The organism is Acinetobacter sp. ANC 4805, assembly GCF_022549495.1.
GTDB lineage: Bacteria > Pseudomonadota > Gammaproteobacteria > Pseudomonadales > Moraxellaceae > Acinetobacter.
This window is the reverse complement of record NZ_JAKZGD010000002.1, coordinates 364,707-383,617: the sequence shown is the minus strand read 5'-3', so window position 1 is coordinate 383,617 and position 18,911 is coordinate 364,707. Positions and strand designations below refer to the sequence as shown.

13 protein-coding genes and 1 pseudogene are annotated in these 18,911 nt (G+C 36.7%); 7 read left to right on the top strand and 7 right to left on the bottom strand.

Annotation, left to right across the window (positions count from 1 at the left end):
* Positions 1-211 precede the first annotated feature (211 nt).
* The 6 genes from MMP60_RS04410 to MMP60_RS04385 all read right to left on the bottom strand — a co-directional run bounded on the left by MMP60_RS04410 (position 212) and on the right by MMP60_RS04385 (position 7,421).
* Complete coding sequence (locus tag MMP60_RS04410) at positions 212-1,093, bottom strand: metal-dependent hydrolase (protein ID WP_241335134.1); 882 nt, start codon at positions 1,091-1,093, stop codon at positions 212-214.
* A gap of 202 nt (positions 1,094-1,295) precedes the next feature.
* On the bottom strand, positions 1,296-2,486 hold the full coding sequence (gene tuf, locus MMP60_RS04405) for an elongation factor Tu (RefSeq protein WP_241335133.1): 1,191 nt from the start codon (positions 2,484-2,486) through the stop codon (positions 1,296-1,298).
* 93 nt (positions 2,487-2,579) lie between these two features.
* A complete protein-coding gene (gene fusA, locus MMP60_RS04400; protein ID WP_241335132.1) occupies positions 2,580-4,718 on the bottom strand; it encodes an elongation factor G in 2,139 nt (712 codons plus the stop codon).
* A gap of 179 nt (positions 4,719-4,897) precedes the next feature.
* A complete protein-coding gene (rpsG, locus tag MMP60_RS04395; RefSeq protein ID WP_005190966.1) occupies positions 4,898-5,368 on the bottom strand; it encodes a 30S ribosomal protein S7 in 471 nt (156 codons plus the stop codon).
* Between the two features lie 160 nt (positions 5,369-5,528).
* Entirely contained in the window at positions 5,529-5,903 is a 375-nt protein-coding gene (rpsL, locus tag MMP60_RS04390; protein WP_004638184.1) for a 30S ribosomal protein S12, read from the bottom strand.
* Between the two features lie 171 nt (positions 5,904-6,074).
* Positions 6,075-7,421, bottom strand: coding sequence for an EcsC family protein (locus MMP60_RS04385; protein ID WP_241335131.1), 1,347 nt, complete (start codon positions 7,419-7,421; stop codon positions 6,075-6,077).
* 289 nt (positions 7,422-7,710) lie between these two features.
* Between MMP60_RS04385 and MMP60_RS04380 the strand changes: the two genes are divergently transcribed.
* Both MMP60_RS04380 and MMP60_RS04375 read left to right on the top strand, forming a co-directional pair.
* Positions 7,711-8,940: a beta-ketoacyl synthase N-terminal-like domain-containing protein gene (locus MMP60_RS04380; protein ID WP_241335130.1), complete on the top strand. Its 1,230-nt coding sequence runs from the start codon at positions 7,711-7,713 to the stop codon at positions 8,938-8,940.
* Positions 8,941-9,227: 287 nt separating this feature from the next.
* Positions 9,228-9,680, top strand: coding sequence for a CopD family protein (locus MMP60_RS04375; protein WP_018680013.1), 453 nt, complete (start codon positions 9,228-9,230; stop codon positions 9,678-9,680).
* Positions 9,681-9,797: 117 nt separating this feature from the next.
* Here the strand turns inward: MMP60_RS04375 and MMP60_RS04370 are convergent, their stop codons facing one another.
* The gene (locus MMP60_RS04370; RefSeq protein WP_241335129.1) at positions 9,798-11,039 is read right to left on the bottom strand and encodes a diguanylate cyclase; all 1,242 of its coding nucleotides are present in this window, start codon (positions 11,037-11,039) and stop codon (positions 9,798-9,800) included.
* A gap of 499 nt (positions 11,040-11,538) precedes the next feature.
* Between MMP60_RS04370 and MMP60_RS04365 the strand changes: the two are divergent.
* From MMP60_RS04365 to MMP60_RS04345, 5 genes and pseudogenes are all read left to right on the top strand, one after another.
* A pseudogene (locus MMP60_RS04365) lies at positions 11,539-11,844 on the top strand (hypothetical protein); the annotation flags it as partial.
* A gap of 144 nt (positions 11,845-11,988) precedes the next feature.
* Entirely contained in the window at positions 11,989-13,446 is a 1,458-nt protein-coding gene (locus MMP60_RS04360) for an integrase (RefSeq protein WP_241335128.1), read from the top strand.
* Positions 13,443-16,550 (top strand): hypothetical protein, encoded by a 3,108-nt coding sequence (locus tag MMP60_RS04355; RefSeq protein ID WP_241335127.1) that lies wholly within the window; start codon positions 13,443-13,445, stop codon positions 16,548-16,550. Before MMP60_RS04360 ends, MMP60_RS04355 begins: the two co-directional genes overlap by 4 nt.
* The gene (locus MMP60_RS04350) at positions 16,547-18,520 is read left to right on the top strand and encodes an integrase (protein ID WP_241335126.1); all 1,974 of its coding nucleotides are present in this window, start codon (positions 16,547-16,549) and stop codon (positions 18,518-18,520) included. The genes MMP60_RS04355 and MMP60_RS04350 overlap by 4 nt, the downstream gene beginning before the upstream one ends.
* Positions 18,517-18,909 (top strand): hypothetical protein, encoded by a 393-nt coding sequence (locus tag MMP60_RS04345; RefSeq protein ID WP_241335125.1) that lies wholly within the window; start codon positions 18,517-18,519, stop codon positions 18,907-18,909. The genes MMP60_RS04350 and MMP60_RS04345 overlap by 4 nt, the downstream gene beginning before the upstream one ends.
* Positions 18,910-18,911 lie beyond the last annotated feature (2 nt).

Below are 18,911 nucleotides of genomic sequence, written 5' to 3'. Positions count from 1 at the left end.
TTTATGGTGAATATGCTTCACTCATCATGATTTATTCTTTAGTTATACGCTCTTTTAAATGCATTCAATAAGTGCAGATAAGGTCAGAAAAGCATCATCTTAGGACATGTCATCCTCCTGAAAACATAGGGGTAAATCAGAGGTTAAAATAAAAAAAGGGCAACTTTTGTGCCCTTCTATAAAACGATATGATTAGAGATCTAAAGCAAAATTACAAACCTAATTTTGCTTTCCAATCCTTCAATAACTGTACTGTATCTAGATCATTTGGATGAAAACCTGGCTTAAAGTACGCCAACATTTCGCCCACCATTCCAGCGATAATTCCTTTAGATGGGCTATACGCATATTGATAAATCATACCTAACTCGGTGAAGTTTAATTTTCCATCATCTTTCAAAAGCTTTAAAACAAATGAAGACTGCGTAAGAAAAATTGCAACCATCGACACAACAAGTGCGGTATTACGTAGTGCGTATGCTTTTACTCCACGCCCAAAAATTTCTTCATAAACATCATAGGCAACCGCTTTATGTTCATTTTCTTCTACCGCATGCCATAACCACATATATTCCATTGTCTTGTCTTGCATTAATTCCTGAATATGCGGATTACGCAATAATTCTGAAGCAATGGTTGCAGTAAAATGTTCCAGTGCTGTAGTTGCCGTCAAATCCACCATTTCTTGTGTCATACCGAATGGCTTAACCAATTTAGCAAATAGTTTACGACCTGTTTGAATCACGACACCTGTTCTTCGTTCAAGTGTTTCAACATCATGCCCATATTTCTGAGCTGAAGCATTAAAGTTAACATGCTCTTGGGTATGCATGGCTTCTTGACCAATAAAAGCACTGATTTCTTTTTGTAGTTTTTCATTGTCTTTAATCGCTGGGTGATAACGGACAGCGCGTACTGAATCAATAAAGAGTTTTTCACCATCTGGAAACAATGCAGATAAACCTGTCATAAAGTGAGTTAAACCTGCAGAACCACTGACCCAATATTCAGGAACTTCATTAAAATCAAAATTCATACGACGTACTGGGAAACTTGCACCTGCACGATTTGAAATATTTACTTTAGCATTCATGCTGCTGACTCCTTTTAAATGGAATATTTCCACTTAGTACTTTTGTTCATTTTCTTATGTTTTATATTACGGTTTTATTGCAATGAATTAAGTGCAGTTTAGGACAGCAAGGTATCAGTTTAGGACACTATTACAGATAGATTGTCGAACAATAAACATAAAAAAACACCCCAATGGGGTGCTTTTTTATTACTCTAAGCGATTATGCAGTTACTTTAGCAACAACACCAGCGCCTACAGTACGACCACCTTCACGAATCGCAAAACGTAGACCTGGGTCCATTGCGATCGGGTGGATTAATTCTACTGACATTTCTACGTTGTCACCAGGCATTACCATTTCTACGCCATCTTGTAATTTGATCGCGCCAGTTACGTCAGTTGTACGGAAGTAGAACTGTGGACGGTAACCGTTAAGGAATGGAGTATGACGACCACCTTCTTCTTTAGAAAGCACGTATACTTCTGCATCGAATTTAGTGTGCGGCTTGATTGTACCCGGTTTAGCAAGTACTTGACCACGTTGTACGTCTTCACGCTTAGTACCACGAAGAAGAACACCACAGTTCTCGCCCGCACGACCTTCGTCAAGAAGTTTACGGAACATTTCTACGCCAGTTACAGTCGTTACAACTGTGTCACGGATACCAACGATTTCAACTGTTTCGCCAACTTTAACGATACCAGATTCAACACGACCTGTTACAACAGTACCACGACCAGAAATAGAGAATACGTCTTCGATTGGCATTAAGAATGCTTTGTCGATTGCACGTTCTGGTTCTGGGATGTAAGAGTCAAGCGCTTCAACAAGTGCAAGAACTGATGCTTCACCGTAAGGACCATCATTACCGTTTAATGCTTGAAGAGCTGAACCACGGATGATTGGAGTGTCATCACCTGGGAAGTCATAAGTAGAAAGAAGTTCACGAACTTCCATTTCTACTAATTCAAGTAATTCTTCATCATCAACAAGGTCACACTTGTTAAGGAATACAAGAATAAATGGTACACCAACCTGACGTGAAAGAAGGATGTGTTCACGAGTTTGTGGCATTGGACCATCAGTCGCAGCACACACAAGGATCGCACCATCCATCTGAGCAGCACCAGTAATCATGTTTTTAACATAATCGGCGTGACCAGGACAGTCTACGTGAGCGTAGTGACGGATTGGAGAATCGTATTCTACGTGTGAAGTATTAATTGTAATACCACGTGCTTTTTCTTCAGGAGCTGAGTCGATTTGTGAGTAATCTTTCGCTTCACCGCCGTAAGTTTTTGCACAAATAGTTGCAATCGCAGCAGTTAAAGTTGTTTTACCATGGTCAACGTGACCAATTGTACCCACGTTTACGTGTGGTTTATTACGTTCAAACTTAGCCTTAGCCATTTGATTTTCCTTTTTAAACTACTCATGCAGGGTCACTGCATGAGCAACTGGTTATTAACTAGAAATTAGTTTGGGCTTATAGTAATCGAAAGATTACTCGTCGTCACCTTTTTTACCGCCAGATTGGAATTTAGAAATGATGCCTTCAGCCACGTTACGTGGAGTTTCAGCATATTTAGCAAATTCCATAGAGTAAGTCGCACGACCTTGAGACATAGAACGCATTTGAGTCGCGTAACCAAACATCTCAGCAAGTGGTACTTCAGCCTTAATTGCTTTAGTTCCACCAGGAAGATCGTCCATACCTTGAACCATACCACGACGACGGTTTAAGTCACCCATGATATCGCCCATGTAGTCTTCTGGAGTTTCTACTTCAACTTTCATGATTGGTTCAAGCAAGATAGGATCTGCTTTCATGAAACCATCACGGAATGCGTAAGAACCCGCCATTTTGAACGACAATTCGTCAGAGTCGACATCGTGGTAAGAACCGTCGAATAATGTCGCTTTGATACCCACAACAGGGTAACCAGCCAATACACCATTCTTCATACGTTCTTGAATACCTTTGTCAACCGCACCAAAGAATTCTTTAGGTACAGTACCGCCAACAACTTCTTCAGCGAATTGGTATTCTTTACCAGCTTCTTCAACATCCATAGGCTCTAAACGAACATATACATGACCGAATTTACCTTTACCACCTGTTTGACGAACAAACTTACCTTCTTGCTCAACAGACTTTTTGATCGTTTCACGGTAAGCAACCATTGGTTTACCAATGTTCGCTTCAACACCGAATTCACGTTTCATACGGTCAACGATGATGTCAAGGTGAAGCTCACCCATACCAGCAATAATTGTTTGACCAGATTCTTCGTCTGTACGAACACGGAACGATGGATCTTCTTTCGCCAAACGACCTAAAGCGATTGACATTTTTTCTTGGTCAGCTTTAGTTTTTGGTTCAACAGCCAATGAAATTACTGGCTCTGGGAATTCCATACGTTCAAGAGTAATGATGTTCTTCTCATCACATAATGTATCACCCGTCGTAACGTCTTTAAGACCTACACACGCTGCGATATCACCTGCACGGATTTCTTCAAGATCTTGACGCTCGTTCGCGTGCATTTGTACGATACGACCGATACGCTCACGCTTAGATTTAACTGGGTTATAAACCGGATCACCTTGTTTAAGAACACCAGAGTAAACACGTACGAATGTTAAGTTACCTACGAACTTATCGTTCATGATTTTGAACGCAAGTGCAGAGAACGGTGCTTCGTCAGATGCTTCACGAGACGCTTTAGTTTCATCTTTGTCGTCAAGAATACCTTCAATCGCTTTAACTTCTGTAGGCGATGGTAAGAATTCAATCACAGCATCCAACATACGTTGAACACCTTTGTTCTTAAATGCAGAACCACAAAGCATAACTTGAATTTCAGATGCTAATGTACGAGCACGTAAACCTGCGATGATTTCTTCTTTAGAAAGATCACCTTCTTCTAGGTACTTGTCCATTAACTCTTCAGAAGCTTCAGCAGCAGCTTCAACCATCTTCGTACGCCATTCTTCAGCAGTATCAACGAGGTCAGCCGGAATATCACCGTATTCGAACTTCATACCCTGAGATGCTTCATCCCAGATAATCGCTTTCATTTCGATAAGGTCAACAACACCTGCAAACGTATCTTCTGCACCGATTGGTACAACGATAGGAACAGGATTACCGCCTAAACGAGTTTTAACTTGTTCAACAGCACGGAAGAAGTTTGCACCTGTACGGTCCATCTTGTTCACGAATGCTAAACGAGGCACTTTATATTTGTTCGCTTGACGCCATACAGTTTCAGACTGAGGTTGTACACCACCAACTGCACAGTAAACCATGCACGCACCATCAAGAACACGCATAGAACGTTCAACTTCGATTGTGAAGTCTACGTGTCCCGGTGTATCAATTACGTTGATACGGTGTTGTTGGAATTGGTTACCCATACCAGACCAGAAACAAGTCGTAGCAGCTGAGGTAATTGTAATACCACGCTCTTGCTCTTGTTCCATCCAGTCCATTGTTGCTGCACCGTCATGTACTTCACCAATTTTGTGAGATACACCTGTGTAGAACAAGATACGTTCAGTTGTAGTTGTTTTACCTGCGTCAATGTGCGCAGAGATACCGATATTACGGTAATTACTAATTGGGGTTTGGCGAGCCATGATGTCTATGCATTCCTAAATGTTATATTTAAAACAGGACGCATCAATTAAATTGATGCGTACAAATATTCAAGCAGGCAACTTAAATACCCGCAAAGCCCCCACTTTGATAAAGAGCGATGTTGAATCGAGCCGCTGTACGCATGAATATTCTCCTGATTAGGGACTGTTTTATCCGCTTAGAAACGGTAGTGAGAGAAGGCTTTGTTGGCTTCAGCCATACGATGCACGTCTTCACGTTTTTTGATCGCAGAACCTTTACCTTCAGCTGCATCAAGCAACTCACCAGCAAGACGTAAAGCCATCGTTTTTTCAGAACGCTTAGCAGCAGCATCTACTAACCAACGCATAGCTAAAGCAGTACGACGGGATGGGCGCACTTCCATAGGTACTTGATAAGTAGCACCACCAACACGGCGTGCTTTTACTTCGACCATAGGACGAACTTTTTCAAGAGTAGTCTCGAAAAATTCAACTGGGTCAACTTTGTTTTTTTCTTGAACGCGGTCTAAAGCACCGTAAACGATACTTTCAGCAATAGATTTTTTACCATCTTGCATTACGTGGTTCATGAATTTAGCGATTGTTTGGCTGCTAAATTTTGGATCTGGAAGGATCTCACGAGCAGCGACTACGCGACGTCTTGGCATTTTAATACACCTAATAATATGACACTTCAGGATAATCCAGCAGTTTGTACAAGTGTCATGTACGCTACGCTGGCCTTACTATACGTCGCTTGAATTACAAATCTATGAAGAATTCAAACAAGCGAAACGCTAAAGGGTTGCTTGGGCTAGTTTCCTAGAATTACTTCTTAGGACGCTTAGCACCGTATTTAGAACGTGACTGGTTACGATCTTTAACACCAGCACAGTCTAAAGAACCACGAACGGTATGGTAACGTACACCTGGTAAGTCTTTAACACGACCACCACGGATAAGCACAACACTGTGCTCTTGTAAGTTATGACCTTCACCACCGATATAGCTTGATACTTCAAAACCAGAAGTTAAGCGAACACGGCAAACCTTACGCATTGCTGAGTTAGGTTTTTTAGGAGTAGTCGTATATACACGTGTACATACACCACGACGTTGTGGACAAGCCTTCAACGCAGGAACTTTTGATTTTTCAATCAAAGTTGTACGACCCTTACGGATCAACTGATTTGTTGTTGCCATTTGGCAATTCTCCCGTTATTAAACAACCTTAAAAAGAAAAACACCTCTTTTTAAGGGCACACAATTGTAAGCTAAGAAGTAAAAATGGTCAACATTGCAAGATAAAGCAAGTGCTGACCATTTCTACAGTTTTGTTACTTTTTCGATGCTTCAAACACGCCGATAAACAAATTAACTATGTTTTGTGGATGCTGGTTCCATATCTATTGTTTTGGGTTCAGCAGCTATCTCAGATTCATTTGCACGAATTAATTCATCTTGTTGAACTTTTAAAGCAGGTTGCTGTTCAGAGTGTTGATGTTCAACTACATGTTGTGATGCAAGTTGTTGAATCCCCTGTTCTACTTTCTCGTCCATCTGCAATTCTTTGATCGCATCTTCTTTGGCTTGCACTGAGACATTGGTAATCACATCATTTTTGCTTTCATCAACAAGAGTTGCTGGATTTGTACTTTCTGTTGAATTGAGCAATCTTGGGCTTGGTTTTCTTAATAATGTTTCAGCTTTATAATAAGCGTCTAAAGGTGAAAGGTTTTCATTTGGATATTCATTTAAGTAGAAACGTGCTGCACCAAAAACAGATTGTGACTTATGCCCAACATCTTCGAGCAGTCGCCAGCTATAAAACCCACCTAAAGCAGCACCTGCAACTGGTGTTAATTTACCAATCACCGAGGCTTGAGGAATATGATTTAACCATCCCCATTTAAATTGTCCATCTTCATCAACCAACCATTTTTTTATAAGCTCAATATCATTACTTGACCCAAGCAACTGCTGAAACTGTTGCAAGTCATGTGTGCCCAGCATTGACTTAAATGCTTTTAAAGCAAGTAATAAGGTTTGCTTTTCTGCCACAATGCCTAAATCAATTTCTTTGAAAATAAAAGCAACAACTTCTTGATCAGCTTCATTTTCCAAATCAAACCCATGCGAGCGCCCTGTTTGATAAATTGTTCTTAGTGCTAAAACAATTGAGGCAGGAATATCAACCGCAGCACCCCAAACCCCTGTTGCACCTGTGATCATACCCTGAGCTGCAGCAAGCAATTTATTTTGCTCAATCAATGCCTGGCTTAAACGCTGAGAACGTCCTGTATCTTGAGTCAATTCTGCAATATCTTTGACACCAGCTTCTTCAAGAATTTTTTCTGTCAGTGACATGTTAGAACTAAACTCATTTAACCACTGGAATAGATAGTCAGAAACTTTCTCCCCCATATCTGGTGAAATGAAAGATGCAACATTATTCACTTTAGTATAGTGGCGGCCTAAAAGTTGATGAGACAATTTGGGTAGTTGTTTACGTAACATCTCTTGTGGACTTTCATATTGTTCTATTTCAAAAGGACTTTTAAAGCGTGCTTTTCCTTCAATCGTATGAGATGAATCTCCAAGCTCTGCTGCTAAAGTTTTAGGAGCAGTTTGAAGTTTTTGTAATTCGGAACTGAGCTTTTTAGCCACTCCAAAGGCTTGGGTAAATAAACCTGAAGATTGCTTGTTTTTAGATTTTGTCATCAAGTACCTCTGTTCTATAATCTGTGCATCTCTAGGTAAATACTAGGTTGAATGCAAATTTATCTCAACTTTTATCTGTGCACTTTCATTACCTTTTGTCTCAATACCACCTAGATTTACGAATATTTACACAACTAGAAATAGACATAAAATTTGCCATAAGAAATGAAAAACCTTTCTGCTATCATGGAGTCATTCACTCATAAGCCAATTAAATCGTTATTTTCTCCTGATTTGTACTGATAGCGATCTGCACAAGGCTTTGTATTACCATAAAAGGGATCTGTAAATGAAACGTGTTGTAATCACTGGTATGGGCATTAACTCATGTATCGGTAACTCTCTAGAAGAGGTCACTCATTCTTTAAAAAATGGAATCTCAGGAACACGTTTTAACCCAACTTATGCCGAATTAAATTTTAAAAGTCATGTCAGTGCTGCTGCTGAACAAGATTTTGATGGTATTGACCGTAAAATTAAGCGCTTTATGGGTGTATGTGCCATGTATGCCTATAATGCAGCGATTGCAGCAGTAGAACATGCAGGTCTTAAACAAGAAGATTTAGCCAATAATCCTCGTTATGGGATTGCAGGTGGCAGTGGCGGTAACTCAACAGCTTCTGTTACAGAAATGGTCAAGCTCCTAGAAGAAAAAGGCGCACGTAAAATTGGCCCTTTCTTTGTGCCTCGTAATATGAGTAACACCATTACTGCTAACGTTGGTGTTGCTTTAAAACTTCAAGGCGTTGCCCACTCAATTACCAGTGCATGTGCAACATCTGCGGATGCGATTGGCTATGCTTATAATTTGATCCAACTCGGTAAACAAGACCTGATGCTTGCTGGTGGCGGTGAAGAAGATCATTGGTCACAAAGCTTATTGTTTGATGCGATGGGTGCACTTTGTGCAAAGTACAACGACACACCTGAAACAGCTTCTCGCCCTTACTCAGCAGATCGTGATGGTTTTGTCATCGCTGGTGGTGGAGGTTTCGTCATACTCGAATCACTTGAACATGCGCAAGCACGTGGTGCAAACATCTTGGCTGAAATAGTTGCCTATGCAGCGAACAGTGATGGTGCTGATATGGTTGCACCAAGTGGCGAAGGTGCAACACGTTGTATCCTATTAGCACTTGAGGAAGCAAAACAACACGGCGTTGAGCATATCGATTATGTTAATACTCACGGGACTTCAACACCTGCTGGTGATGTCACTGAATTGAAAGCAATGGAGCGTGCATTTGGCGAAGGTCAAGTACCTGCATTAAGCTCAACCAAATCAATGACAGGTCATAGCTTAGGTGCTGCGGGTGTTCAAGAAGCGATTTACTCGGTATTGATGATGCAGAATGATTTTATTGCGCCCAATATTAATGTCACTGAATTGGATGAAGGTGCACAAGGTTTTGATATTGTACTTGAAAAACGAGATGCAAAACTGAATACTGTAATGAGTAACAGTTTCGGCTTTGGCGGTGTAAACGCCTGCCTTATTTTCAAGAAGTGGGATGCGTAGAGGGTCCGTTGACATTTCACAGATGCTTGCGACAGAGGATATTTTTAGCTAATACAAGGCATGACTTATGAAACTTAGTCATTCTAAGTGAATAAGACATAACGCAGTAGCAGCAAAAAATATCCCTGTCCCGAAGGGTTATGACTAAAACTTCCCTAAACTTCGTTATGAAACTTGGCAATGGAGTCACCATTGCCTACGTTCCATGCCTTGTTTAAGTCGTTTTAGCCTATAACGCAAGCATAGCTGAAATATCAACACACCCTCGCCCCCACTGAGGATTATCAATGGATGCACCTTCTGATGCTTTTTTGTGGGTAAAAGCATTACATATTATTGCTGTGGTTTGCTGGTTCGCTGCATTGTTCTACTTACCACGCCTGTATGTCTACCATGCAATGAGTGAAGATGCTGTGAGTCATCAACGCTTTGAAGTGATGGAACGTAAGTTGTATCGCGGTATTATGTGGCCATCTATGATTGCAACCTTAATTACCGCTCACTTTCTTGTTGATTGGGGCGATGCAACCCGACATTATCATGATGCTTTATGGTTTTATCTTAAAGTTGGTTTGGTTGGTTTATTGGTGATTTATCATTTTGTTTGCGGCTATTATCGTAAAAAATTGATTGGTCATGCCCATTATAAGTCACACAAGTTCTGGCGTTTTTTTAATGAGATGCCAACCCTGATCTTATTTGCAGTGGTTATTTTAGTTGTTGTAAAACCTCAGTTCTAACTGAGGTTTTTTTATTTTCTGAATAATCACAAAAACCATATCAATTTTTCCTTAAAATTCTAATCCAAATTATTTTTTAATTAAAAATCAATAACAAATAAATCAACATATTAAAAATCATCGACCACCACACACTTGATGACGACCATTAGATTTTGCTTGATAAAGTGCCATATCTGCTGCATTAATTAAATCTGTTGCTTGGATTGATTTAAGCGGAATACAACTTGCTACACCTATGCTGACAGAAATATTTTCTAAAATTAAAGAACCCTTATGCGGGATTTTGGCACGGTCGACAACAGATAGCATTTGTTCAGCAATATGGATTGCTCCTTCTAATTCAGTATTTGGTAGCAAAACGATAAACTCTTCACCACCATAACGAGCAATCAAATCTGCTGATCGAATCACAATTGAGCCTAATGCTGAACTCACTTTTTTGATACATTCATCCCCTGCAATATGCCCATAAGTATCGTTATATATTTTAAAGTAGTCGATATCGATGAAAATAATGGATAGCATCATTTTATCACGCAAACCTCGATTCCACTCAAGCTCCAATATTTCATCAAAATAACGGCGATTTGCTAACCCAGATAAGCCATCAATCTGAGAAAGTAGCGAAAGTTCATTATTAATATCCTCTTGCGCCTCAACTTGATGTAAAAGTACAATTTTATGTAAAAATAATAATTTATCTTGTCTTTCTACCAACAATGCAATTGCACCACAGATTGCAACTGTCGTAAAAAAATATAAAAGAATATAGAGGTCATAAGAATTTAAATTTTTATGCGCTGCAAACCACGCAAAAAAACCAGCAGTTAAACAAGAAAAGGTCGCTACGCTTGTCGTCAGACGTAAAGCTAGCATATCAATGACAACAATCATAATGGTTGCACCCATATGATATTGCACGAGTTGAATATTCTTCAGCGCTAAAGCGATATAAAGTTTATCCAGTAAAACAATAACGATTAACAACCCTAACCAGATCTGAAAACTTGATGCCATCTTAGGAATATGTGCAAATACAACTCCAACAAAAAGGACAACAGCACAAGTAAAAAAATGATTATCCCAAATAACATGATCTTGCCCTAATAAACTCCCACGATAAAACACATGAGCAATGGTAATTTCACCAACTAACATACACACAAGCAGTGGCCAACCCAGTTTTGCTATGGTTATAAATTGTTTTTGCCGTTCTTTTAAAAAGTGTGCTCTCAACTCTTTTGGTAAAAAAATCATACAAGGTGATTTCGTCAAAAGCAGATGTGCATCTGCTAATGTTTGTGGCATAAACTGACTATTAGTTGAATTTTGATTATTTTGAACTAAAACACCCATGATAACACCCTAACTTTATTGGCCTTAACCCAATCAAACACCAACACTTAGAATCATAAAATGAGGCTATAAAAAGGTTCATATTTTGAATTTTTCTCTCACCAACACTCGATCATATTGAAGTTTTTTTAAGTATTCCCCTAGATCACTATGCAAGCATTGCTATTCTATTTTTCTCATACTACTAAGCACTTTTTATAAATAAGTGTTAATTATTAGGCATTTTACACTAGGTTTCAATCAACAATCTCGATTCAGATAAAGAATCCGAAGGATGGAAATCATTACTCAAAATAATGTTTTATAAGAATATCTTCACAGAATGATTACTATTATTTTGATTATAAAGAAAAAAATGTAATATTTATAAAAATAAAATAGCTCAAAAGTTGAGCGCTAGCATATTCAATAAAACAAGTACAGTTCAAAAACTTAAGATTCGCTTGTCACTATTTGCTATTGTAGCAATCAAGCAAATGGTGAAATAAAATTTAATCAGATGAAGTTCATTAAGGCGATTCAAAATATTCCTTCACTTGCCATATCATTTTTGATTGTTTTTTTTAATATGCGTGAGTTTAGCTACCGAGGGCTGACATCTAACGAAATAACACTTGCTCAATCTGTGTTTGGTCATCTCATCAATTATCATGCAATAAAAATTTTCAATATCCCCTACCTACCTTGGCAGCCAATCAATATTTTTATTGCACCAAATGGCCATCTATTCGTACATCAACAATATTTTTATTTAGATTATTCGAAAGGGTCTATAGACTTACAAGGTATTTTTATTCATGAACTCGTACTTACAAGTAGCGATTAAATTGACAACAACTTTAAGTACATAGAAAATGGACAACCTAATTATTATTCAATACTCCAGTTGACGATAAGATATTTTGTTGTAATTTAAGAATAATTTATAAATTTCTGATTGGCTTCACTCATGATTAAAAAAGCAAAAAAAATTACCTTTTCTACATTTGTTCAGACCAAGGTTACAACCGCTGATACAGAGAGAGCCACTAAAGTCCAATCAGCTAACGGAATAGAATATTTTATTTCTGCTATTGAACAGCTAGATTTTAAATATGATGAAGTACTTGGGGCAACACAGATAGTTTCACCAGTTACTTTCAATTTGTATCCAGTAGTGATGGATTCAGAGAATATTCCCTGGGCTGAAGCTAACATATTTTTGCTTTCGAAAATAAAAAACAGTCTAAAAGTTGTTATGTCTACTTACGCAAGTCTTGCAAGTGATTTAGTAGCATTTCGTCAATTCTTAGATGATTCCCGAATTAATTGGATGGATTTCCCAAAAAACAAGTTGAATCGACCAACTTATCGCTATAGATCCTATCTAAAAATGCTTATTGATGCAGATGACGTTGCAGTAACAACTGCTCGAAGACGAATGAGTTCCATTATTGCATTTTATAGATGGCTCCATGCGGAAGGTGTTTTGATGCCAGAGTTTCCTATGTGGAAAGAGTCAGATCGGCTTATTGAATTAAGAAATCAATATGGGATAAGTTATAGTAAACAAGTAAAATCTACAGATATTTCAATTAAAGCAATCAACAATAATAATCCTTATTCTGATACTCTTGTCGATGGTGGACAATTGAGACCATTGCCAATAAAAGAGCAAGAGTGGGTGTTAGAAGCACTACTCACTTTAGCTAATACTGAGATGACTCTTATTCATTTGTGTAGTTTATTAACAGGCGCAAGAATACAAACAATTCTTACGTTACAGCTTCATCATGTCTTGACCGAAATTGATAAGCCTAATTTATTTGAAGTCAGAATCCCGGCTGGTCCAGGAACAGGGATAGATACAAAGAATAATAAAAAAATAGTTTTGCATGTCCCCCTCTGGTTTTATCAAAAGTTACATACATATGCACTGAGCCTAAGAGCTCAAAAAAGGCGGCAAAAAGCTGTAAATGGTAACACTGAGAATCAATATTTGTTTCTCAGCTCTAAAGGTACTCCTTTTTATCAGTCTAAAGCAGATTTACAACGTTTTAATAAAGACTTCTCTTTACATCATGCTAAAAATGGACAGGCTGTTCGCCAATTTATTACTGAAAAAGTAGTTCCATTAATTCGTCAGCGATTTGACACTCCGAACTTTAACTATAAGTTTCATGATCTTAGGGCTTCTTATGGAATGAATTTGACAGATACTCAATTGGAATTAGTTTCTAAAGGTGAAAGATCACTCAATGAAGCAAGGGAGTTTGTCAAAATTAGAATGTGCCATGAATCTTCAACTACCACAGATTTATATCTTCAATACAGAAGCAATTTAAAACTGCTGAGAAGAATTGCTACTGAGTATGACCAACATTTGGTCCGTTTAATTCAGGCAGAATTGGAGATGAATAAACTATGAGTTTAGAGTTAAGACCTACTATTATCATTGATGTACCATTAGTAATAAACGAAATTTTATTAAATCCTGAGCAGATAATTATAAAATTCCCTCATGGTGAAACAGCTGATATTGGATCACTATGCTATTTGAAAACTGCTAAAGATAAAAGACTAGGAATCAAGGATATACATTTTGGAAGATTAGTCGAACTTGAGTCATTTATTGATTCTAGGCGAAATCAAATTAGAAAGTTGATCAAAATCATCTCTGATCAACTTAATTTCGGTAGTGAAAAATCAGTAACTGTCAAAAATTTAGTTGATACTTTTATATCTTTTATTCGGTGGTCCGATCAAAATAAATTCAATAATATTTTGGAAGATTATAAAAATTCAATGAAAATTTTTATATCATATTCAGAATTTCTTAACAACAGATATTCTAAAGGTGATATTTCTTTAAAACATTTTAATACCCAACAAGCCAGAGTCTTGAAGTTTTTATTTATTTTTTTTGAACAAGACAAGTTTAATTATGGCATTAAAGACTTAAAAACAGCAGATTTTAGTAATCAGTTAAAACCTCAGATCGTTAAAAACAATACAAGGTCAATTAATTACCAGTTTAGATCAACTAAAATTATTAGCATGCCATTAGAAGAGAATGTTGCCCTTTTAAAACCTGAAGAAATTATAATAGTATTTCCTAATGGAGCATCACTTGATATCGGTTTCTTATGTTATCTACAAGCTGATCCTTTAAAATATAAAAATAAAAAGATTACAAACTATCAAAAACGTGGACGAAGAGTTCAATTGAAATCATTGAGTGAAACTCGTACGAGTCAAGTCAAAAAACTCATTTACCTTATTTCCAATCAACTTAAACTTAATAATCTAAGTGTTGAAACTATAAATAATAATTTCAGTCGGTTCATAAGTTTTATGAGATGGGCCGATGAAAATAAATTTCATAATGTACTGGCTTGTTCTGCAAGTGCAAATAGCACTTTGACTTTTTATTCAGAATATTTAACTAGTAGATTTTTGCATAAAGAGATTTCATTGAAACATACCACCTTACAACTATCATCTGTTATGAATATTTTATCTACTTTTTTTGATGATGATAGTTTTAGTCTCAAAAAAAATAGGTTAAAAGTTTCAGATCTAAGAAAAAAACTTAGTACAAAATCAATAAAAATAATTGAAAAATCAATTTCATATAATACAAGATCCACTAAAATAATTGATCTTCCATTGAACATGAATGAAGCTTTATTAAATCCAGAAGAAGTTATAATAAGGTTTTCAAATGGGAGATCTGTTGACATAGGTGCTTTGTGCTATTTAATAGCTAAGCCTCAAAAGGATTATAAACAAGGTACTGCAAGATATCATAAAAGTGGGCGACTAGTTCAGCTACAATCGTTAAGTCAAACTCGTAAGGATCAAGTTAAAAGACTGATTACTATTGTTTCTGATCAACTTAGCTACAGTGGTCTTAGAGTAGAAACTATTATAGATTCAGTTAGTCGATTTATAGCCTTTATGAGATGGGCTGATGAAAGTCATTTACATGATGTCTTAGATAGTTCGGATAGAGCATATAATAATTTAAAAGTATATTCACAGTTTCTTCGGGATAAATTTCTTCGAAACGAAATTTCGTTAAAACATGCAGAAAGACAACTTACATTAGCAATAAAATTTTTATCTAATTTTTTTGGTGAAGATAACTTTGGTCATGGATTGTTTGTATTTAAATCAAAGTCCAATATAAGTACAGCAACACAACCACCATGTGAGCAGGCTCAAACAAGACTATTAGCATTGTGCACAGCTTTATTCGATGGAATAGGTTCGCTAGTACTAGATCAAAAAAGTTATCCTTATAAGTTATATCTTCCTGAGTTTCTTAACCTTCCAAATAATTCTCTTTGGCTTTTTCCTGCTGAAACGTGGTTTAAGCATCCAGAAGATGCCTTTATTAAACGCAAAATATGTTTTGGTTTTAATTATCTTACTGGACAACTTAATACTATAGATGAAATCAAAATATTGAGAGGCCACTCTTTACGAGGCGATAAAAAAATCATTATAGATGCACAAAATAATATTGATGTTGCAAACTCTAATTATAAAGATAGTCAACGAATGCACGTTGCAACAGTCGCACAAAATGCATTTATTGTGCTTTTTTTAGCTGAAACAGGAATGAATTGGGCCCAGTTAGTCGATTTAACGTGGTCAAAAAATTACCGAATTAACAATGAAAGACAACTTTTTAGAACAATAAAATGGAGATCTGGCGGAAAAGAATGTTACTTTGAATTGTCTTCAGGTTTTATGCCAATCTTTAAAAGATATCTGAAATTAAGAGATTTTTTATTGGAAAATCAAACTTGTGAGTGGCTGTTTTTTAAGTTGGGGAAACGAGGTTTAGGTAGCCCCTCTCAAATTAGGGGCACATTACACTCTTTTTATAGATCATTAAGAAAGATAGATCCTTATTTAAAAGAAATTCACGCTAGACAATGGCGAGCTGCTAAGAGTGATTGGCTTATCCGTAATACTGATATCTCAACCACTGCATTGGTTTTGCAGAATTCTGAAAAAACAGTTTTGGCTTCTTATATTGCTGGGTCTGAAACGAAGCATTGGGAAGAAATGTCAAATTTCTTAAATCAAGTATCTAATGTTGTGCAAGATAAAAGAGAGAAAAATAAGAATATAACGTTAAGTGCTGTTGGAGGATGTTCATCCTTGGGGGAGCCGAGGTCTATTAGCAAAAAGATATCTATAACATCTAATTGTGTTGAGCCTGAGGGTTGTCTATTTTGTGATAAATTCAAAATTCATGTAGATGAAATTGATATTAGAAAATTATTAAGTTGTAGATATTGTGTAAGAAAAATAGCTCATCTTGCTAGAGATCAAGAGACACATGAAAATTTACTTCAGCCCATTCTTAAACGAATTGATGTTTTTGTCACTGAGATAGAGAAGCGCAATAAAGGTCTGTTAGAAAAAATACGATATGAGGTAGATGAAGAAGGAGAGCTAGAGACTTATTGGAGAAGAAAGCTAGAGATGCTCATCGAATTAGGAGTTGTTATATGAATTTTTTTGCTGAAGCCCAAATAGAGTTGCCTGCTAATTCCTATGCACCCGAAGCTTTTAATCTCGAAAATACTTGCCTTCCATCAAGCAATTTTGTTGTTAGCCGATTAAAAGATGGAACGGTCATATCCACCTATGGAGATTTAGTATGGGATTTCTCAGTTTATCATCCTGACAAAAAACTAGATCCCCTGATTTTTAAATATTGGGAACATGGTGAAGTAACTTATCAACGAGAACAATTAGTAGGTGAAATGAAGCATGTTTTTTTCTTAATTATTTGGATGCGGAATAAAGCCCCTTTAAGTAATGGAACATTAAGAAATTATTTGACAGTGATGAAAGCACTAGCTCAATATGCTGAGAATGAGTCTCTAACAATAAAAGCAATAATAGGCAATCAAGATTTATTATTGAGCTTTATTCGGAACAATTCTTCTGGATGGTTGATTGAAACGCTATCCTCTTTATTACGATTATTGGTGTTAGTTGACACTGGAGAAAGTCGATTAAATATTAGTGTGGTTGGTAAAGAAGTATTTAAATTACTATATCGAAATAACCAACAATATAGAAATACTTTAAAGCAGCATCCCCCAATTCCAACAAGAATTTATTCCAAGATAATAAGTAACCTACTTGAATACCTTGATAATTGGGAAAAAGTTGCAGATGAGCATCTTGACTTGGTTTTAGAATGCTATCACTTTAGACTGATGCGTAAAAATACATCTAATATTAAAGCTAAAGCATCAAAGGCTCTTGTAGCCTTTGTAGAACACCAAACTAAAAAATTTACTTTAAAGCAGTTGAGTGCTGCTCTTACAGATGTTCAGAGAATTTCAAAACTAATTATCCAAGTGTTTACAGGAATGCGTGATGAAGAAGCTCAAACTTTGCCCTTTAATTGCGTAGAGAAAATAGTTTCGAATGCTCAGGCTCATTATGTAATTAGGGGTAGAACGACAAAGTTTAATCGTGGGAAGGTTCATAGAACAAAGTGGGTAACTAACTATGATGGAGCTAGAGCAGTACAAATAGCTCAAAAAGTTGCAACAGCAATCTATCTTACACAAGGGATAACTATTAAGGATGATATATTGGATTTGTCTAATAATCATCCGCTATACATTTCTAGTAGTTATTTGGGGTTTACTACCAAACCTATAGTAAGCAAACATAACCAATTTTCAACCGCGTATTTATTATTAAATGGTTCTAGAAAATTTAAAGGAATTGTCCCGAATATTGAAGAAGAAGATCTATATGAGTTAGAACAGCTGGATCCACATAGGGCTTGGCGTGCAGAGGAAAAATTCCAAATAGGATTTCAATGGAGTCTTACGACACATCAGCTTAGACGTTCATTGGCTTTATATGCTCACCGTTCAGGATTAGTTTCCCTACCCTCTCTTCGAAGGCAGTTACAACACATAACCAATGAAATGACAAGTTATTATGCAAAAGGTTCTTCATTCGCAAAGGATTTTATAAATGATGATAAAAAGCACTTTGGGCTTGAATGGCAAGATGGTCAATTTGAATCTTCATCCCTAAGTTATATTTTTAATGTTCTATTATCGAAGGATGTTCTATATGGTGGACATGCTCATTGGGTCGAACATCGGCTTAAAGATAAGGATGGTGTACTACTTGTTGATCGTAAAGAAACAATAAATAGATTCAAAAAAGGGGAATTAGCCTATAAAGAGACTATTGTAGGTGGATGTACAAAGGTCGGATCATGTAATCAAATCGCTTTAAATTGGCTTCAAATAAATTGTTTAACAGAGAATTGTCGTCATTTGGTTGTCAACTTACCTAAATTAGAGCGTGTAATCAAAGCCCAACAGAAAATGATTAGTTTTCTAGATATTACATCCTTGGAGTACCGGACTGAGATCTCACATTTAGAGATATTGAATACCACAAAAAATAAAATTTTAAATATGCAAGGTGAGGAATCATGACAGACTCATTTTTAGACTATTACGAAGCACTGGAGCGTTTGAAAAAAGATAGCCCTTTGCGGGTTCCAAAAGGAACTAAGATCACGAATGATGCAGTTTCACTTGAAGCTGGTAGAGGTAAAGGGAGTATAAAAAGGTCTCGCCCAATATTTGCTGATTTAATAGTTGCTATTCAAATTGCTTCTGAGCAACAGATATTAGTTGTAAATGTTCAGGAAAATAAAATAGAGAAATTGAAATCACAATTAGATCAGTGTAGTAAAGAATTAGAAGCAGCATTAGTTCGTGAGGTTTCACTTTTATATGAGTTATACGAGTTAAAAAAAGAAATCAATCTTCTAACTGGTGCAAAAGTCATCCCGATAAGAAGAGGGAAAGATGATGGCTAATC

Coding starts and splice junctions, on each gene's coding strand:
- MMP60_RS04410 (WP_241335134.1), bottom strand. CDS start 1,093: ATGAATGCTAAAGTAAATATTTCAAATCGTGCAGGTGCAAGTTTCCCA.
- tuf (WP_241335133.1), bottom strand. CDS start 2,486: ATGGCTAAGGCTAAGTTTGAACGTAATAAACCACACGTAAACGTGGGT.
- fusA (WP_241335132.1), bottom strand. CDS start 4,718: ATGGCTCGCCAAACCCCAATTAGTAATTACCGTAATATCGGTATCTCT.
- rpsG (WP_005190966.1), bottom strand. CDS start 5,368: ATGCCAAGACGTCGCGTAGTCGCTGCTCGTGAGATCCTTCCAGATCCA.
- rpsL (WP_004638184.1), bottom strand. CDS start 5,903: ATGGCAACAACAAATCAGTTGATCCGTAAGGGTCGTACAACTTTGATT.
- MMP60_RS04385 (WP_241335131.1), bottom strand. CDS start 7,421: ATGACAAAATCTAAAAACAAGCAATCTTCAGGTTTATTTACCCAAGCC.
- MMP60_RS04380 (WP_241335130.1), top strand. CDS start 7,711: ATGAAACGTGTTGTAATCACTGGTATGGGCATTAACTCATGTATCGGT.
- MMP60_RS04375 (WP_018680013.1), top strand. CDS start 9,228: ATGGATGCACCTTCTGATGCTTTTTTGTGGGTAAAAGCATTACATATT.
- MMP60_RS04370 (WP_241335129.1), bottom strand. CDS start 11,039: ATGGGTGTTTTAGTTCAAAATAATCAAAATTCAACTAATAGTCAGTTT.
- MMP60_RS04360 (WP_241335128.1), top strand. CDS start 11,989: ATGATTAAAAAAGCAAAAAAAATTACCTTTTCTACATTTGTTCAGACC.
- MMP60_RS04355 (WP_241335127.1), top strand. CDS start 13,443: ATGAGTTTAGAGTTAAGACCTACTATTATCATTGATGTACCATTAGTA.
- MMP60_RS04350 (WP_241335126.1), top strand. CDS start 16,547: ATGAATTTTTTTGCTGAAGCCCAAATAGAGTTGCCTGCTAATTCCTAT.
- MMP60_RS04345 (WP_241335125.1), top strand. CDS start 18,517: ATGACAGACTCATTTTTAGACTATTACGAAGCACTGGAGCGTTTGAAA.